Origin of the sequence: Dysosmobacter sp. (assembly GCF_052306735.1) — a bacterium.
GTDB lineage: Bacteria > Bacillota > Clostridia > Oscillospirales > Oscillospiraceae > Oscillibacter.
The window spans coordinates 17,218-33,392 of sequence record NZ_DAWBAJ010000015.1; the positions used below are offsets into that span (position 1 = coordinate 17,218).

The 16,175-nt window shown below is 60.6% G+C and carries 16 protein-coding genes; 3 read left to right on the forward strand and 13 right to left on the reverse strand.

Features of this window, described 5'->3' with window-relative positions:
* Positions 1-117 precede the first annotated feature (117 nt).
* The 7 genes from ACT67G_RS05690 to ACT67G_RS05720 form a co-directional block, all read right to left on the reverse strand.
* A complete protein-coding gene (locus tag ACT67G_RS05690; RefSeq protein WP_325247792.1) occupies positions 118-1,476 on the reverse strand; it encodes a uracil-xanthine permease family protein in 1,359 nt (452 codons plus the stop codon).
* Between the two features lie 251 nt (positions 1,477-1,727).
* Entirely contained in the window at positions 1,728-2,159 is a 432-nt protein-coding gene (locus ACT67G_RS05695) for a DUF523 domain-containing protein (protein ID WP_443663407.1), read from the reverse strand.
* A gap of 4 nt (positions 2,160-2,163) precedes the next feature.
* Positions 2,164-2,541: a DUF3783 domain-containing protein gene (locus ACT67G_RS05700; protein ID WP_443663409.1), complete on the reverse strand. Its 378-nt coding sequence runs from the start codon at positions 2,539-2,541 to the stop codon at positions 2,164-2,166.
* A 33-nt stretch (positions 2,542-2,574) separates the two neighbouring features.
* Positions 2,575-3,042 carry an NUDIX hydrolase gene (locus tag ACT67G_RS05705; RefSeq protein WP_325247789.1) on the reverse strand — a complete coding sequence of 156 codons (468 nt, stop codon included), beginning with the start codon at positions 3,040-3,042 and terminating at the stop codon, positions 2,575-2,577.
* Between the two features lie 194 nt (positions 3,043-3,236).
* Complete coding sequence (locus ACT67G_RS05710) at positions 3,237-5,822, reverse strand: calcium-translocating P-type ATPase, PMCA-type (protein WP_325247788.1); 2,586 nt, start codon at positions 5,820-5,822, stop codon at positions 3,237-3,239.
* A 208-nt stretch (positions 5,823-6,030) separates the two neighbouring features.
* Positions 6,031-7,395: an APC family permease gene (locus ACT67G_RS05715; protein ID WP_443663411.1), complete on the reverse strand. Its 1,365-nt coding sequence runs from the start codon at positions 7,393-7,395 to the stop codon at positions 6,031-6,033.
* A 192-nt stretch (positions 7,396-7,587) separates the two neighbouring features.
* Entirely contained in the window at positions 7,588-8,040 is a 453-nt protein-coding gene (locus ACT67G_RS05720) for a YjbQ family protein (RefSeq protein WP_325247786.1), read from the reverse strand.
* 107 nt (positions 8,041-8,147) lie between these two features.
* Here ACT67G_RS05720 and ACT67G_RS05725 point away from each other — a divergent pair, with 107 nt between their 5' ends.
* The 3 genes from ACT67G_RS05725 to ACT67G_RS05735 are packed head-to-tail and all read left to right on the forward strand — an operon-like array spanning position 8,148 to position 9,535.
* Positions 8,148-8,396 (forward strand): Smr/MutS family protein, encoded by a 249-nt coding sequence (locus ACT67G_RS05725; protein ID WP_443663413.1) that lies wholly within the window; start codon positions 8,148-8,150, stop codon positions 8,394-8,396.
* Between the two features lie 15 nt (positions 8,397-8,411).
* Positions 8,412-9,227, forward strand: a complete 816-nt coding sequence (locus ACT67G_RS05730; RefSeq protein ID WP_443663414.1) for a carbon-nitrogen hydrolase family protein — start codon at positions 8,412-8,414, stop codon at positions 9,225-9,227.
* Positions 9,224-9,535 carry an MGMT family protein gene (locus ACT67G_RS05735; protein WP_443663415.1) on the forward strand — a complete coding sequence of 104 codons (312 nt, stop codon included), beginning with the start codon at positions 9,224-9,226 and terminating at the stop codon, positions 9,533-9,535. Before ACT67G_RS05730 ends, ACT67G_RS05735 begins: the two co-directional genes overlap by 4 nt.
* Before the next feature lie 47 nt (positions 9,536-9,582).
* Here ACT67G_RS05735 and ACT67G_RS05740 read toward each other — a convergent pair whose 3' ends face one another.
* From ACT67G_RS05740 to acpP, 6 genes are all read right to left on the reverse strand, one after another.
* Positions 9,583-9,864, reverse strand: coding sequence for a Dabb family protein (locus ACT67G_RS05740; RefSeq protein WP_443663416.1), 282 nt, complete (start codon positions 9,862-9,864; stop codon positions 9,583-9,585).
* Positions 9,861-11,066: a pyridoxal phosphate-dependent aminotransferase gene (locus tag ACT67G_RS05745; RefSeq protein WP_443663417.1), complete on the reverse strand. Its 1,206-nt coding sequence runs from the start codon at positions 11,064-11,066 to the stop codon at positions 9,861-9,863. Before ACT67G_RS05745 ends, ACT67G_RS05740 begins: the two co-directional genes overlap by 4 nt.
* 337 nt (positions 11,067-11,403) lie before the next feature.
* Positions 11,404-14,010, reverse strand: coding sequence for a DNA translocase FtsK (locus ACT67G_RS05750; protein ID WP_443663419.1), 2,607 nt, complete (start codon positions 14,008-14,010; stop codon positions 11,404-11,406).
* Between the two features lie 37 nt (positions 14,011-14,047).
* Positions 14,048-14,890 (reverse strand): undecaprenyl-diphosphate phosphatase, encoded by an 843-nt coding sequence (locus ACT67G_RS05755; RefSeq protein WP_443663420.1) that lies wholly within the window; start codon positions 14,888-14,890, stop codon positions 14,048-14,050.
* 253 nt (positions 14,891-15,143) lie between these two features.
* Positions 15,144-15,827 carry a ribonuclease III gene (gene rnc / locus ACT67G_RS05760; protein ID WP_325245227.1) on the reverse strand — a complete coding sequence of 228 codons (684 nt, stop codon included), beginning with the start codon at positions 15,825-15,827 and terminating at the stop codon, positions 15,144-15,146.
* A 56-nt stretch (positions 15,828-15,883) separates the two neighbouring features.
* Complete coding sequence (gene acpP / locus ACT67G_RS05765; protein ID WP_325245225.1) at positions 15,884-16,132, reverse strand: acyl carrier protein; 249 nt, start codon at positions 16,130-16,132, stop codon at positions 15,884-15,886.
* Positions 16,133-16,175 lie beyond the last annotated feature (43 nt).

Here is a 16,175-nt window from a genome sequence, read left to right on the forward strand (position 1 = left end):
ATATCCCCAAAAAGTCAACCATTTTCCCGCATTTTTTGTGTTTTTTGCGATGTGGGAAACGAGCAAGCGCCCGCCCCGGAGCCCCGGGACGGGCGCAGCAGCTGTAAACTTGTCCGCTTAATACCGGCCCAGAGAGGCAGCGGTATCGGAGTTTGCGGTCTTACCGAAGTGGAAGTCGTTGCCGGGCAGAATGGCGTTGAGGGCAATACCGGCAATGGCGGCGATGGCCAGGGAGGTGAGGGTAATGGAGACCTCGCCGATGTGGAAGGTCAATCCGCCGGTGAAGCCCAGGCCGCACACCAGGATGACGGCGGCAATGATGAGGTTGCGGGAATTGGTGAAGTCCACCTGGTTCTCCACCACATTCCGCACACCGATGGCGGAGATCATGCCATAGAGGATAAAGCTGACACCGCCGATGATGGCAGAGGGGATGGAGCTGACAAACGCGGCAAACATGGGGCTGAAGGAGAGGACGATGGCATAGATGGCAGCCAGCCGGATCACCCGGGGATCATGGACCCGGGAGAGCACCAGCACGCCGGTGTTCTCGCCGTAGGTAGTATTGGCGGGAGCGCCGAAGAGGCCCGCCAGAGCCGTGGCGATGCCGTCGCCCACCAGGGTGCGGTGGAGGCCGGGATCCTCGATGAAGTTCTCGCCCACGGTGGCAGAGATGGCGGACATATCACCGATGTGCTCCATCATGGAGGCGATGGCGATGGGAGCCATCACCAAAATGGCGGAGACGTCGAACTTGGCGATACTGCCGGAGAAATTGGTGATAAAGGGCTGGAAACCGATGATGCTGGTACCGGCCAGGCTGGAGAAATCCACCTTACCGGCCACAAGCGCCACAATATAGGAGCCCACCACACCCAGCAGGATGGGGATGATCTTGATCATGCCCTTGCCCCAGATGTTGGCCACGATGATGATGGCCATGGCCACCAGGGCCAGCCACCAGCAGGTGGAGGCGTTGGACACGGCGGAAGGAGCCAGGTTCAGTCCAATGAGGATGATGATGGGGCCGGTGACCACCGGGGGCAGGAAGCGCATCACCTTATGGACACCCACCGCCTTGATGATGATAGCCAGCACCACATACAAAAGGCCAGCCACCACGATGCCGCCGCAGGTGTACTGCAGCTTTACCGCCGGATCCATCCCGGCGTAGATGCCGCTGTCCATAGCCGCCATGGCCTGGAAGCCGCCCAGGAAAGCGAAGGAGGAGCCCAGGAAGGCAGGCACCTTCATCCGGGTGCACACATGGAAGAACAGCGTGCCGAAGCCGGCGAAAAACAGCGTGGACTGGATGGACAGGGGCAGGCCGTAGCCCTGTACCAGGATGGGCACCAGCACTGTGGCGCCGAACATGGCGAACATGTGCTGCAATCCCAGAATCAGCATCTTGGGCGTACCCAGGGTTCGAGCGTCCCGGATGGGCGCCTGGGCATTTTTGCTCTGATTTTCGTTCATGAAAATCTCCTTTCTTTTTTGACACACACCGCCCCCAGCGGGGCAAAAAAAATACCGGCACCAATGCCGGTCAAAGAGAAAAAAGAAGCTGGGAAAAGGACGCCGTACCGAACTGATGCAACATATCTGTCCCCTCCCATGCTATTTTGCCCTATTATACAAAATGGTATGCTCTTTGACAAGGCCGGATTTCCATGAGGAGCATCCAAAAAGAAACTCGAAAATTGTAAAAAATGACGGGATTCCTCCCGTCATTTTAAAAATTTTTCCAGTTTGGTCTCTCCATAGACCGGGATGCCGCATCGAGCCAGCAGCTCAGCTGTGACCCCATCACCAGGGTGCATCCTCCCAGAAAAAGTACCATCATAAATACTGCCACAACCGCAGGAGGGGCTGCGCTCTTTCAGAATCGCAGCTTCACATCCCATAAGGTGGCAAAGGCGCAAGGCCTCCTCCGCTCCCCGGCGGTACTGTTCCGTCACATCCTGTCCTTCTCGGGTGACCACCCGGTCTCCCCGCCGCTCCGCAGGCGGCCGGGGGGTAGACAATCCCCCCAACTGCTCCGGACATACCGGAATCAAAGTATGGTGCCGGGCCAACACGCCCGCCAGAGGGTGGGGTTTGGATGCCCCATCGTAGCGGCAGCGGCACCCCAAAAGGCAGGCTGAGATCAAAATCCGCACGCTCTTACCTCCCCAGCATGGCCTGGTGTTCACGCATCAGCTCACTGTAAAGCCGCACAGCGTCCCAGTTGCGGTTGTGGGCTGTCAGCACCGCCTTCAGGCACTCTGTTCCCACACCGGCCAGCCGCAGCGCTGAGAGCAGCGTATCCATCTGATCCTCTACGCCGCAAAGAACCATCATCCGCCCGCCCAGAGCACCGCCGGCATAGGGCGGCTGACCGCCGCTTCGCTCCGTATCCAGCCCCGCCAGAATTCCCAGGGGCGTATTGTAATCCCGGCGTCCCACCGGCACCACCGCCGCGCCGCAGGACTCGGCAGCAGTTTCAACCCGCAAAATGGATGGCAGATTCTCAAATCCAAACAACAATAATTTCGCAGCCATCACATTTCCTCCTCTTCCGGTATTTCCCGCCGCTCACACGATCCGTTTGCCGTCCAGCACTGCCAGCACCAGCTTCTCCCCCTCATATTGCAGCTTCAGGGAGAAAAAAGGCGCATCCGTGTCCAGCAGATGCAAAAAGATCTTGTCTCCCTCCCACAGGGGAAGGGACAGCAGCTCCGCCTTTTTGATCCAGGCCAGCTCCCCCTCATCGCACGCAATGGGGGTGCCGGTCCAGCCGGTGGCGGTAAACAGGTGCATGTACTCCGTGGGCCACTGGTCAGAAATAAACGTCACCAGTCCCCGGTATCGGTAATCTGTCAGGGTGAGGCCGGTCTCCTCCCGGGTCTCCCGCAGCAAACAGTCTTCCGGGCTCTCCTTGTCCAGAAACTTTCCTCCCACACCAATCCATTTGTCGTGGTTGAGATCGTTTTTCTTCTTGACCCGGTGGAGCATCAGGTACTCGTCTCCCCGCTCCAGATAACAAAGGGTCGTGTTGATCATGGATGCCTCCTCTTTCCTGGGAACCGAGAATCCACCTCCGGCGCCCATGTGTCACAAACTCTTTTTGCTATTATAATCAAAAATGCTTCAAAAGGAAACCTCTTTTTTTGAAAGTGTTGTGATTTTTCCACAAACAAGCAGCCCATGGAAGCAATTTCCACGGGCTGCTTGGGTTTTTGGCAGTTAAAGGAAACTTATTTCCCGAAATTACGGATGGCCTTGAGGATCTGGATCACCACCATGCTGCCGAAGGCCAGGCCCACGATGGCGCCTACCAGAGCCGCGGACAGCTCCGCCACCTGGAAGAGGGGCTCCAGAGGCGGCACCAGCAGCACCGCGCCCAGCAGCGCCGCGCCGATGACAAAGGCGCCCAGCAGATACTTGTTGTCCCAGAAGCGCCGCTTGAAGATCACAGGCACGGCAGCCTTGCAGTTGAAGCCGTGGAACAAACGGCTCAGGCACAGCGTGGCAAAGGCCATGGTGCTGCCCACGGCGGCACCGCCATGGGAGAGGCCGATGTGGAAAGCGGCAATGGTGGCTGCAGCGATCACCAGGCCCTCCACCACCACGTTGGTGAGGAACTCCCGGGTGAGGATCCCCTCCGTCCGGGGCCGGGGCTTCTGGTGCATCACCTCATCGGAGTGGGGCTCCAAACCCAGCGCGATGGCAGGCAGGGAATCCGTCAGCAGGTTGATGAAGAGCAGATGCACCGCAGCAAAGGGCACCGGCAGTCCCAGCAAGGAGGCGTAGAGCACCGTCAAAATCCCGGCGGCGTTGCCGGAGAGCAGGAACTGGATGGCCTTTTTGATGTTGGCATACACGTTCCGGCCGTTCTTCACCGCCTTGACGATGGTGGCAAAGTTGTCGTCCGCCAGCACCATACCGGCGGCGTCCTTGGCCACCTCGGTGCCGGTAATACCCATAGCCACGCCGATGTCCGCCTGCTTGAGGGCGGGGGCGTCATTGACGCCGTCGCCGGTCATGGCCACCAGGTTCCCCAGATCCTGCCAGGCCCGGACGATGCGGATCTTATGCTCCGGGGACACCCGGGCATAGACGCTGACCTTGGGAACAAACGCCCGCAGCTCCTCATCGCTCATGGACTCGATGACGGAGCCCTCCACCGCCTCGGTGCCGGGGGTCAGAATCCCGATCTCCTTGGCGATGGCAGCGGCGGTGACCTTGTGGTCGCCGGTGATCATGATGGGACGGATGCCGGCGGCAATACACTCCGCCACAGCCGCCTTGGACTCCTCCCGGGGCGGGTCCATCATGGCGATGAGGCCCAGGAAGTCCAGATTGTTCTCGTCCTCCAGACTGACGGCCACGCTGTCCACCTTACGGCAGGCAAAGGCCAGGACCCGCAATCCCTCGCTGGAAAACTGCTCATTGGCGGCCTCGATCTCCGTCCGCTCCGCAGGAGAGATCACCGCCCGGTCCAGCAGCACGTCCACAGCGCCTTTGGTAACCATGGTATAGCCGCCGGCGAACTCATGGACGGTGCTCATGAGCTTGCGGTCGGAGTCAAAGGGGATCTCCGTCAGGCGGGGGAACTTCCGGCGGGTATCTTCCTCGTCAAAGCCGAATTTCTCACCCAGGCGCACCAGGGCGGTCTCCGTGGGATCACCCACCTCACCGGATTCGTTGACGGTAGCGTCACTGCACAGCAGGGCTGTACGCAGCAGGGGCTCCTGGACGGGATCGCTGAAATCCGCATCCTCCACGGAGATGATCTTTCCGCCGGCGTAGAGCTTCTTGACGGTCATCTTGTTCTGGGTCAGAGTACCCGTCTTATCAGAGCAGATCACAGACACGCTGCCCAGGCCCTCCACTGCCTGGAGCTTGCGGATGATGGCGTTCTCCCGGGCCATTTTCTGGGTGCCGAAGGAGAGCACGATGGTGACGATGGAACTGAGCGCCTCGGGAATGGCGGCCACGGCCAGGGCCACGGCGAAGAGGAAGGCGTTCATCACGTTCTCGCCCCGCAAAAAGACGCTGACGCAAAACAGCAGGGCGCAGATCACCAGGATGCCGATGGAGAGTTTGCGGCCAAACTGGTCCAGGCTCACCTGCAGGGGGGTCTTCTTCTCCTGGGTATTCTTCAGGAGCGTGGCGATCTTGCCCATCTCCGTATCCATGCCGATGGCCGTCACCAGGAACTTGGCCCGGCCGTAGGTGACGAAGCTGCCGGAGAAGACCATGTTCTTCCGGTCGCCCAGGGGCGCGTCTCCGGGGATCTCGTCCAGCTCCTTTTCCACCGGCAGGCTCTCGCCGGTGAGGGCGCTCTCCGCGGTCTTCAGGCTGGCGCACTCCAGCAGCCGGCCGTCGGCGCAGACGGAGTCGCCGGCCTCCAGCACCACCACGTCGCCCACGGTGACCTCCCGGCCGGGGATCTGGATGGTCTTGCCGTCCCGGATCACCTTGGCGGTGGGCGCCGCCATCTGTTTGAGGCTGTCCAGGGATGCGGCGGCCTTCTTGGTCTGCACCGTGCCCAGGATGGCGTTCATGGTGATGACCGCCAGAATGACGATGGTGCTCTCCACGTCTCCCAGCAATGCGGAAACCACCGCCGCCAGGATCAGGATGATCACCAGGAAATCTGCAAACTGCTCCAGGAAGATCCGCAGGGTGCTCTTTTGATCCTCCGAGCGCAGCTCATTGGGGCCGTACTGCTTCTGACGGCGCTCCGCCTCCTGGGCCGACAGGCCCTCCTCAGAGCAGTCCAGATCCCGGAACAGCTCCATCCGGCTTTTTTGCCAAATCGCTTTTTCTTGTTTCATGATAACTCTCCCTTTCCGGCAGACGCAAAAAGCGAGACTTTCGCGCCAATGCCGCTGCATTGATGCAAAAGTCTCGCCGTTTCAACCCTAAGCGGGGCAGATGCCCGTACTGACGCCGTGGGTACACAAAACTGTGCCAGCTACTCCCTTTTTACATTGGGGCACTATACACCATTTTCCCCCAGAAGTCAAGGCTTATCATAGGGTTTTAAATTTTTTTCTTTCCGGCAGGCTGGTGATAGAAGAAATTCCCCACCACCATGAATACCACATAGACGATCAGATAGTAGCACACCGTCATTCCATAGCCCGCAAAAGCGGCGTATACCATAAAAGCACAGCCGCAAAGGCCCAGGCACGGCATGACAAACCGCTTGAAAACGGGCAGATCCCGCTCCTTGCGCATCAGCTGGATGAACATGGGCACGTACATGCCGTAGAGGGTGATGATGGGCAGCTCCGAGGAGTCGAAGCAGAAGGGCCCGAACCAGCCGCCCCCCAGATTGGCCCCGTAGAAATACAGCAGCCAGAAGGCGGACAGACCCAGGCTGGCCACCGCAGAGTTGGTGGACATGTTGGTGACGGGATCCACCCGGCTGAACATCGCCGGGCAGGGGCCCTCGTTCCGGACTGCCAGGGCGTAGAATCCCCGGCTGCACGAGAGCGTCAGGCCATTGAGCGTCCCCAGGCAGGAGATCACGATCAGTACGAACACCACGGTACCCGCCGCCTGGCCGAACACCCGCTGGAACGCCATCTTGGCGGCGGCCTCGCCGCTGGCCATCAGTTCTTCCGTGGTGACGGCACCGTTGAGGCCGATATAGTACAAAATATACGTTCCCACCACGATGAAGGATCCGATCACCAGAGCCCGGGGCAGATTCTTCTTGGCATCCTTCAGCTCGGCGTTGATGGTAGTGGCCAGAATCCAGCCCTCATAGGCAAAGGCCACTGCCACGGTGGAGGCCATGAGGCCCTCCCCTGTTGAAATGGTAGCGGTGGTCATGGTGGCAATGTTCTCCGCCATACGTCCGTTGCCGATGCCTACGATGGTTCCCACCACCGCCATCAGTGCCAGGGGCACCATCTTAATAAAGGTAGTGGACACCTGAAACTTGCCGGAGAGCCGGGGAGCCAGAGCGTTGAGCATGTGGACAGCGCACAGGAGAAAGCCCGCTATGGTCATGCAGGCACCGCCGGTGATGTCCCACCCCAGCAGCACGCAGAAATACCGGGCGGAGATCCAGGAGAGCACGGACACCAGGGCCGGTGTATAGAGGGTGGCCATGAACCAGCCCACGTTGTAGGCGTATCGGCGGCCCACCGTGGCCTCCGCGTAGTCCACCAGGCCGTTGACCTTTTCATACCGGGTGGCCATAATCGCAAAGACATAAGAGCAGATGATCATGATGGCGCCCACAATGGCCCAGGCCAAAATGCCCAGAGGCATATTGCCCCCGGTCTTGTTGAGAACCGTTTCCGCCTTGAAAAATACGCCGGAGCCGATGACGATGCCTACCACCATACACACGGCGGTCACAAGGCCGTATTTCTTTTCCAGTTGGTTTTCCATGTTCTTCTCCCCGGACCCGCAGGTCCTGTTTTTTGTATTTAAAGCCGCATTCCTTTAAACCGGTACAGTCTCCAGGGCAGCGTGAGCATCATACCATACCTTTGTGCAAATTGCAATCTATTTCCCCAAATTGCGCCATTCTATACATGCAAAGAGACGGACAGCCAGCTGTCCGTCTCCTGAGATTTGCAGTTATTCTCCCATCACCTGGAATACGATATCCCGCACCCGGTCCCGGGTATCGCACTCCACCAACGTCAGATTCTGCCAGGGGCCCACGGTGATCCGCCCGTTTACAAAGGGCACCGTGATAAAGGGGGAGAGCAGCGCCGCCTTGATGTGGGAAGATCCGTTATCATCGTGCCAGGTCTCGTGGTGCCAATAGGGCACCACATGCCCCTGCTCATCCAAATAGGGGGAGAACACATCCAGCGCCGCTTTGAGGTCGTGGTTCACCATGCCGGGCTCAAACTCCAGCGTCGTCAGGCCCGCCACGCCGCCGGTGGTGAAACCGGTGACGGTTCCTGCGGAGATGCCGCATGTTTTGCAGGCCTCTGTCACCGCCCGCTGGAAATCCTCTGTCACGTCGATCATGCCCATGTGGGCCTTGGTGTGATACGTCTTGGTCTGGGTGTAAACCGCCATATCCGATCCCTCCTTGCTTTTTCCGCATTGTAACACACTTTGTCCCGTGATACAATATGGGCAAATCACCGGGAGGCGCACCGCCTCCTGACAGAGGAAGTGAGCCCATGTCCCCCGGCATCATCACCGTAGATCTCCACGGGAAAACCACCTATCAGGCCCGGATCACCGTGGATGCCTTGCTGCGCCGGGCGGGGAGCAGTACCTACCGGCTGCGTCTGATCCACGGCTGCCATGCCGGGACAGCCCTGCGGGACTTTCTGGAACGGACTTATGCCCGCCACCCCCGGGTGAAACGACGGATCCTCTCCCCTGACGGCGGCACCACCGAACTGGTGCTGCGGGAATATGTTTAAGAAGGAGGCTCTCCTATGCGCGTTGCACTCATTCAAATGCCTGTTACACCGGACAAACAGGAAAACATCTCCTGCGCCTGCCGCGCCATCCGAAAGGCAGCATGCAACGGCGCCGATGTTGCTGTGCTGCCGGAGATGTTCTGCTGCCCCTATGAGAACAGCTGCTTTCGCGCCTACGGCGAGGAGGCGGGCGGCCCCGCTCAGCAGGCCCTCTCCGCCCTGGCAGGGGAACTGGGGCTCTACATTGTGGGCGGCTCCATCCCGGAGCTGGAAGGGGACAAGGTCTACAATACCAGCTATGTCTACGGCCGGAAGGGGGAGCTGCTGGCCAAACACCGGAAAGTCCACCTTTTCGACATCAATGTAGCAGGCGGCCAGCGGTTCATGGAATCCGACACTCTTTCCCCGGGAAATGCAATCACCACCTTTGAGACGGAATTCGGCACCTGCGGTCTTTGCATCTGCTTTGACCTGCGCTTTGAGGAGCTGGCCCGGTGCATGTGTCTGCGGGGTGCCAAGGTACTCTTCGTCCCGGCGGCCTTCAACATGACCACCGGCCCCGCCCACTGGGAGCTGCTCTTCCGCCAGCGGGCGGTGGACAACCAGTGCTTCACCGTAGGAGTCTCCCCCGCCCGGGATAAGCACGCCTCCTACGTTGCCTATGGAAACTCCCTGGCGGTGGATCCCTGGGGCACCGTGCTCTGCCGGGCGGGAGCAGAGGAGGCCATTCTCTACGCGGATCTGGATATAGGGCGGCTGGAAGCCGTTCGGGCCCAGCTGCCCATTCTCTCCGCCCGGCGGACGGACCTCTATGAGGTGCGGGAGAAATGAGCGGTCCGGTCTTTGCCGCCTTTTACGCAGTGGTGCGCCGCATCCCTGCGGGAAAAGTCGCCACTTACGGTCAGATCGCCCGCCTGGCGGGGATGCCCCGTTGTGCCCGGACGGTGGGTTATGCCATGGCTGCCTGTACCGACCCATCGGTGCCCTGCCACCGGGTGGTGGACCGCTTGGGCGGCACCAAAGCGGCCTTCGATACCCTGGCTCCCGGTACCCAGCGGGCTCTGCTGGAAGCGGAAGGCGTCCCCTTTCGGCCAGATGGACGGGCGGATCTTTCAACATGCCTGTGGAGCGGCACATGAATTTACAAAAAGGAGCCTGAGACCGTCATGGTCCCAGGCTCCTTTTTTCAAAACTCGTAGTCCACCGCCACCCGATCCATGCGGATGGATTTGCACAGGGCGGACACCGCCTTGTGCCGGGGGTCGTTTTTATAGGCTTCCAGCGCGTCCAGATCCTGGAACTCACTGACCAGGACGGCATCATAATTGCCCTCCCCTACGTTGACTGCCACCTCGCTGTGCAGCAGCTGGGGGATCACCCCCTGCAAGCTCCGCAGGCCGTCCAGAAACTGCTGCTGCTCCGTCTCCGTACCGGGCCGGAACTTCCACATGACGATATGGCGGATCATGCCTTCTCTCCCCGGGCGTTATAGGCGGCAATGCCCAGGCCCAGCAGTTCAATGGAGCGGGAGAGTTCCGCGGGATTGGTGACGTAGGCGATGCGGATCTCGTTGCGGCCCTTGCCGGGAGTAGCGTAGAAGGACTCCGCCGGGGTGTACATGACGGTTTCGCCGTGATCCTCGAACTCCTCCAGCAGGAAGTACTGCAACTTCTCCGCATCGTCCACCGGCAGCGTGGCCATCACGTAGAAGGCCCCGTCCGGATGGCTGAAGCGGATACCGGGAATCTTGGAAAGGCTCTCCACCACCGTGTCCCGGCGGCGCTGGTACTCCTCCCGGACGGAGGTGTAATACTCTGCCGGCAGCTCCCGGTACATGGCGGCGGCGCCCACCTGATCCAGCGTGGCGGCGCACAGACGGCCCTGGCAGATCTTCATGGCCTGGGCCATCAGCTCCTGGTTGCGGGAGATGAGGGCACCCACCCGGGCACCGCAGGAGGAAAAGCGCTTGGACACGGAGTCCACCACGATCACATTTTCCGCGGCATCCTGGAACTCCAGCATGGAGCTGAGTTTTTCGCCGGTGTAGACGATCTCACGATACACCTCGTCACTGATGAGGAAGATCTCGTGCTCCTTGGCAATGTCCGCCAGCAGGCGCATCTCCTGGTGGTTGAGCACCACGCCGGTGGGGTTGCCGGGGTTGGTCACCAGAATAGCCCGGGTGTGGGCATTGATGAGAGGCTCAATCTGCTCCCGGGTGGCATAGCGGTATCCCTTTTCCGGATCCGTGGGAATGGGCCGGATGGAGGCACCGGTGATCTCCACGAAGGTGGAGTAATTGGGATAGAAGGGCTCCGGGATCAGGATCTCGTCCCCGTCCTCCAGGATGCAGGACATGATGATCTCCAACGCCTCGCTGCCGCCGTGGGTGGCCATGATATCGTCGCAGGTGATGGGGAAGCCCAGATTGGTATAGTAATCCCGCACTGCCTCCAGATAGCACTCCACGCCGGTGGAAGGAGCATACTCCAAAACAGCCTTTCCGAAGTTGCTCACCGCATCAAAAAACGCCTTGGGCGTCTCGATATCCGGCTGACCGATGTTCAGGTGATGAACCTTGCGGCCCTTGGCCTCCGCCGCCAGCACATAGGGATGGAATTTCCGGATGGGAGAGAGCTCGCAGGCCTGGATCTTACTGGAAAATTTCATGGAAATGACCTCCTTGGTCCTGATTTTTCAAGATTAGCCGGGGAAACATGTCTGATCTGGATAAAAAAATCGCCCCTGACAACTGTCAGGGGCGAAAATACTTCCACGGTACCACCCTGATCTGCCCCCCTCCATTGAAAGAGGCATCTCATGTCATCCGGTAACGGAGATGATCCGTCCCGCTCCTCGCGGGCCGCTCCAAAGTGGCTGCTCTGCGGCGTGGGCTGAGGGCTTGCACCAGTTCCCTCTCGCTGAAAGCCGGTTTCACAGAGTTGGCTTTGTCATCGCTTTTATTGTTTCATTATACGTCTTTCCGCGGATTTGTCAAGACACAGCCTCATTCCTCTTCCACTGGGAAGGGAGGTTCATCCTCCTGGGTACCCGCAGATGCGCCGCCCAGCTGCATCTCCTGCCACTGGGCTTTGGTGATGAGCAGCTGCCGGGGCTTGGAGCCCTCGAAGGGACCCACAATTCCCCGCTCCTCCATCTGGTCCACCAGGCGGGCGGCCCGGGAATAGCCCAGCTTCAGCCGCCGCTGCAGCATGGAAACAGAGGCTTGTCCCGTCTCCAGCACCACATCCACGGCAGCGGGCAGCAGTTCGTCGGAGTCCTCTGCGGCGCCGCTGTCGGCGGCGGGGGCGGACTTTCCGCCCTTCTCCCGCTCCTGCATGGACTCCTCGATCTTGGCCATGACCTCGTCGGAGTACTGGGCCTCACCGGTCTGCTTGACAAAGGTCACCACCTGGTCGATCTCCTCGGGGGTGATGAAGCAGCCCTGCACCCGGGTGGGCTTTCCGGCCCCCAGGGGGGCGTAGAGCATGTCACCTTTGCCCACCAGCTTTTCCGCGCCGGTGGTGTCCAGAATGATGCGGGACTCCAGAGAGGAGGCCACCGCAAAGGCGATACGGCTGGGGATGTTGGCCTTCATAAGGCCGGTGATGACGTCGGCGGAGGGCCGCTGGGTGGCGATCACCAGGTGCATACCGGCGGCACGGCCCATCTGGGCCACCCGGCAGATGGATTCCTCCACCTCCTTGGCCGCCACCAGCATCAGATCCGCCAACTCGTCGATGACCACCACCACGCTGGGCATGGTCTCCATCCCCTCCGTGGCCTGGGCCAGCTTATTGTACTCCTCCAGCTTCTTGACACCGCATTCGGAGAAGGTCTTGTACCGCTTCATCATCTCAAACACCGCCCACTGCAACGCGCCGGCGGCCTTCTTGGGGTCCGTCACTACCGGGATCAGCAGATGGGGGATGCCGTTGTAGGGGGCCAGCTCCACCATTTTGGGATCCACCATGATAAAGCGCACCTCATCAGGGGTGGACTTATAGAGCAGGCTGATGATGAGGGAGTTGGTACACACGGATTTACCGGAACCGGTGGTACCGGCGATCAGCACATGGGGCAGCTTTTCAATGTCGCCCACGATGTTCCGGCCGCCGATGTCCCGGCCCAGGGCAAAGGCGGTCTTGGACTTGTGCTCCGTAAACTCCCGGGACTCGATGACATCCCGGATCAGCACCGGCGTCACGGACTTGTTGGGCACCTCGATGCCCACCACAGAGATCTTGTCGGGAATGGGGGCGATCCGGACGCCGGTGGCGCCCAGAGCCAGCGCAATGTCATCCGCCAAGTTGGTGATCTTGGAGAGCTTGACGCCCTGCTCCAGCACAAACTCATACCGGGTGACGGAGGGCCCGTGAACCACATCGCCGGCGGTGGCGTCCACGCCGAAGCTGGTAAGGGTCTCCGCCAGGCGGCGGGAATTGTTGCGCAGCTCCGCCCCGGCGGCGGAGATGTTGCCCCCGGTGTTCTCATGGAGCAGGGTAATGGGCGGAAAGCGGTACGTCTCCCCCTCGGCGGAGAGCTTCTCTTCGATCTCCGCGCTGACCTGAGCGGTGGCCGCCGCCAGCTCTGCCGCCGCAGCCTTTTTGCCGGAGCCGCCGGAGGCAGTGGGGGCCGCAGGTTCCACAGCAGGTTCTGCCGTCATGGGTACCGGAGCAGGCTTCGTTCCGGTCTGGGGGGCCATCTCCGGAATGGCAGGAGTACGAACCGGCTGGGAAGATGCCGCCTCTTCGGTCTTGGCACTCTCCTCCCCGGAGAGTACCTGATCCGGCGTCTTCTGCCGGTCGGACTTGTGTCGGAAGAAGCTGGTGAAACGCCCCTCCTTCTCCTCCGGCTCCGCCGGAGCTTTCTCCGCCCGGGCGGGGACATCGTCCAACGGGAAATCGATCTGGGGTCTGCTGCGCTCCGGTGCACTCATCCGCACCGGCTCCGGAGCCGCCGCCCGGACAGGCGGGGTCTTGACCGGCTCCTCTTCCGGTTCCGGCTCATACTGAGGCCGCTCCCGCAGCTTTTCCCACAGGACTGCCGGAGTCAGCCGCAAGGCGATCATCAGGGCAATCACCAGCAGCAGGATAAAAATGGGCAAAGAAGCGTACTGAGAGAACACCGCCACAAAGCCCACCGCCAGGGAGCCGGAAACGGCGCCGCCGGAGGTAAGGCTCTGCCCGGTGGCCCAGAGGTTCTTCAAAATTCCCAGAGAGGATTCAAATTCCACCTTACACAAAATCATGTGGAGGATGCTGCCCAGCAGCAGGGGTGTCAGCAGAGCACAGGTCACCCGCAGCACCACAGGGCGGCCCTTGTGGAAGAGCAAAATCAGCGCCGAGAGCACCAAGGCCGGGCATGCCAGCCAGTAGCCATAGCCGAAAAGGCCCTTGAGCAGCGCCGCAAACCAATCAATGAAAATGGCGGAGATGCCGCAGTAGCTGACAAACACACACAGTGCCAGCACCAGCAGCACGATTCCCCAAACCTCCCGGCGCACCGGCTGCTTGGGCGGAGGAGGCGGCGTGCGCTTTTTCCCCCGGGTTGTGCTTTTGGATGCGGTGCTTTTTCTGGTTGTGGTGGTCTTCTTTTGTGCGGAGGATGCCATGGTCAACCTCCCCCCTTTCCTGGATTGTTTTGACCCATCACTTGCCCATCACGGCCAGCACCAGGGTCAGCGCGCCGGCGGCCCAGCAGTAATAGGCAAACCAGCCGAAACGGCCCTTGTTGGCGATCATCCGCAGCAGGCGGATGCAAAGATACCCCACCACTGCCGCCACGACCACACCCACCAGATAAACCGGCACGTCGGCCCAGATGATCTCACCCTCCAGAGCATCCTTCAAGCTGAGGATATTGGCCCCCAGGATGGCGGGGATGGACAGCAGGAAGGAAAACCGCACGGCAAATTTCCGCTCAAAGCCCACAAAGCACCCGGCGGTGATGGTGGTGCCGGAACGGGAGATGCCGGGACAGGTGGCGATGGCCTGCCCAACGCCCACCAGCAGCACATCCACCAGCGTGGCGTTTTTCTCCGTTTTGCGGCCCTTGCGGACCCGGTCGCTGGCAAAGAGCAGCAGTCCGGTAAACACCAGGGCGCCTGCCACGAAGTAGAGATTATCACTCAGGCCCTCCACCAGATCTTTCACCGGCAGCACCGCAAAGAGGGGCAGCGTGCCCACGATGATCAGCAGAATCAGACGTCGGGCAGGGGGCACGGGATTGGGGGTGGTTCCATGGGCCAGATCCCGGACCCCGGAGAAAAACTCCACCACCATCTCCCGGATATCCTGCCAGTAGGCAACAAACACGGCGATGAGGGTGCCCAGGTGCAGCAGCACATCGTAAAAATCCGGCACATCGATGGAACCCGTGGACAGCAGATGCTCCGCAATGGCCAGATGGCCGGAGCTGGAAATGGGCAAAAACTCCGCTACGCCCTGGATCAGGCCCAGCAGGATGGCAGATAAAAGCGACAATCGGCTCACTCTCCTTCACGATTTATCCAAGTGGTACGCTTGTTGACGGTAAGATCTTATGTAACCGGCAGGCCCAACCAGACCTGCTTCCGGCGCAGCCTCCGGGCCGCCGCCGGCGGGAGGGAACCCCCTCGCCCCATATTGAGATAGTATACCATGCCGGCAGGGCAAATTCCAGTCATATTTCCGCCGTGCCGCCGGGACAAAGGGAGGGAGGGGTGCCCGGCGGGCTCCCCTCCCCCTGATGGGTTTTCTCCAGCGCTTACTCCGCGCCCATGGCCGTCAGCGCCGCCTTGGCGGCGGCCTGCTCAGCCTCTTTCTTGCTGTGTCCGGAACCGGTTCCCACCGGGGTGCCGTTGAGCAGCACCTCCGCCAGGAAGGTCTTGTCGTGATCCGGGCCCTGCTCCCCTGCCATCCGGTAGGTGAGCACCTGATCCGCCTGCCGCTGCACCAGCTCCTGCAGGGCGGTCTTGTAGTCCCGGCGCCGCTCCTCCACGGCCTCCTCCCGCTCTGCGTCCAGCAGCAACCGGTGGATCAGCGCAGAGGCCGCCCCAATGCCGCCGTCCAGGTACACGGCGGCGAAGACCGCCTCTGTTGCATCCGCCAGGATGGAGGTGCGGTGGCGGCCGCCTCCGGCCTCCTCGCCCCGGCCCAGCTTCAGATAGCTCCCCAGATCCAGCTTCTGGGCCACCTCATGGAGGCTCTGCTCACATACCAGTGCCGCCCGAATCCGGGTGAGATCTCCCTCCGGCAGATCCGGATGGTGGATAAAGAGAAACTCCGCCGTCACGAAGCCCAGTACGGAATCTCCCAGAAACTCCAGCCGCTCGTTGCTGTTCAAGTGGGCGGAACGGTGCTCGTTGGCGTAGGAGCTGTGGCACAGCGCCTCGCTGAGCAGCGACGGATCCCGGAACGTATAATTCAGTTTTTTCTCCAGTTCCTGCATGGCGGTCCTCTCCATAAGGAAGCCCCGCCGGAGCGGGGCTTTTCCGTGTCATAAGATTACTTATTCACCTTGCCCGCGACATAGTTCACCACGTCGCCGACAGTCTTCAGGCCCTTGAGATCCTCTTCCTGGGTCACGCCCAGTTCGAACTCCTCTTCCATGGCCATGACCAGCTCCACCACGTCCACAGAATCCGCTCCCAGATCATCCTCAAAAGAGGTCTCCATGGAGACTTCTTCCGGCTCCAGGGAAAACTGCTCGGCAACCAGCTCTCTCATCGTTTGAAAAATATCTTCCACTGACATGCTGTTCACTCCTTAGGAATTATGGTCATCCTTGCTGGGGTAA

Coding starts and splice junctions, on each gene's coding strand:
- ACT67G_RS05690 (WP_325247792.1), bottom strand. CDS start 1,476: ATGAACGAAAATCAGAGCAAAAATGCCCAGGCGCCCATCCGGGACGCT.
- ACT67G_RS05700 (WP_443663409.1), bottom strand. CDS start 2,541: ATGGCTGCGAAATTATTGTTGTTTGGATTTGAGAATCTGCCATCCATT.
- ACT67G_RS05705 (WP_325247789.1), bottom strand. CDS start 3,042: ATGATCAACACGACCCTTTGTTATCTGGAGCGGGGAGACGAGTACCTG.
- ACT67G_RS05710 (WP_325247788.1), bottom strand. CDS start 5,822: ATGAAACAAGAAAAAGCGATTTGGCAAAAAAGCCGGATGGAGCTGTTC.
- ACT67G_RS05715 (WP_443663411.1), bottom strand. CDS start 7,395: ATGGAAAACCAACTGGAAAAGAAATACGGCCTTGTGACCGCCGTGTGT.
- ACT67G_RS05720 (WP_325247786.1), bottom strand. CDS start 8,040: ATGGCGGTTTACACCCAGACCAAGACGTATCACACCAAGGCCCACATG.
- ACT67G_RS05725 (WP_443663413.1), top strand. CDS start 8,148: ATGTCCCCCGGCATCATCACCGTAGATCTCCACGGGAAAACCACCTAT.
- ACT67G_RS05730 (WP_443663414.1), top strand. CDS start 8,412: ATGCGCGTTGCACTCATTCAAATGCCTGTTACACCGGACAAACAGGAA.
- ACT67G_RS05735 (WP_443663415.1), top strand. CDS start 9,224: ATGAGCGGTCCGGTCTTTGCCGCCTTTTACGCAGTGGTGCGCCGCATC.
- ACT67G_RS05740 (WP_443663416.1), bottom strand. CDS start 9,864: ATGATCCGCCATATCGTCATGTGGAAGTTCCGGCCCGGTACGGAGACG.
- ACT67G_RS05745 (WP_443663417.1), bottom strand. CDS start 11,066: ATGAAATTTTCCAGTAAGATCCAGGCCTGCGAGCTCTCTCCCATCCGG.
- ACT67G_RS05750 (WP_443663419.1), bottom strand. CDS start 14,010: ATGGCATCCTCCGCACAAAAGAAGACCACCACAACCAGAAAAAGCACC.
- rnc (WP_325245227.1), bottom strand. CDS start 15,827: ATGCAGGAACTGGAGAAAAAACTGAATTATACGTTCCGGGATCCGTCG.
- acpP (WP_325245225.1), bottom strand. CDS start 16,132: ATGTCAGTGGAAGATATTTTTCAAACGATGAGAGAGCTGGTTGCCGAG.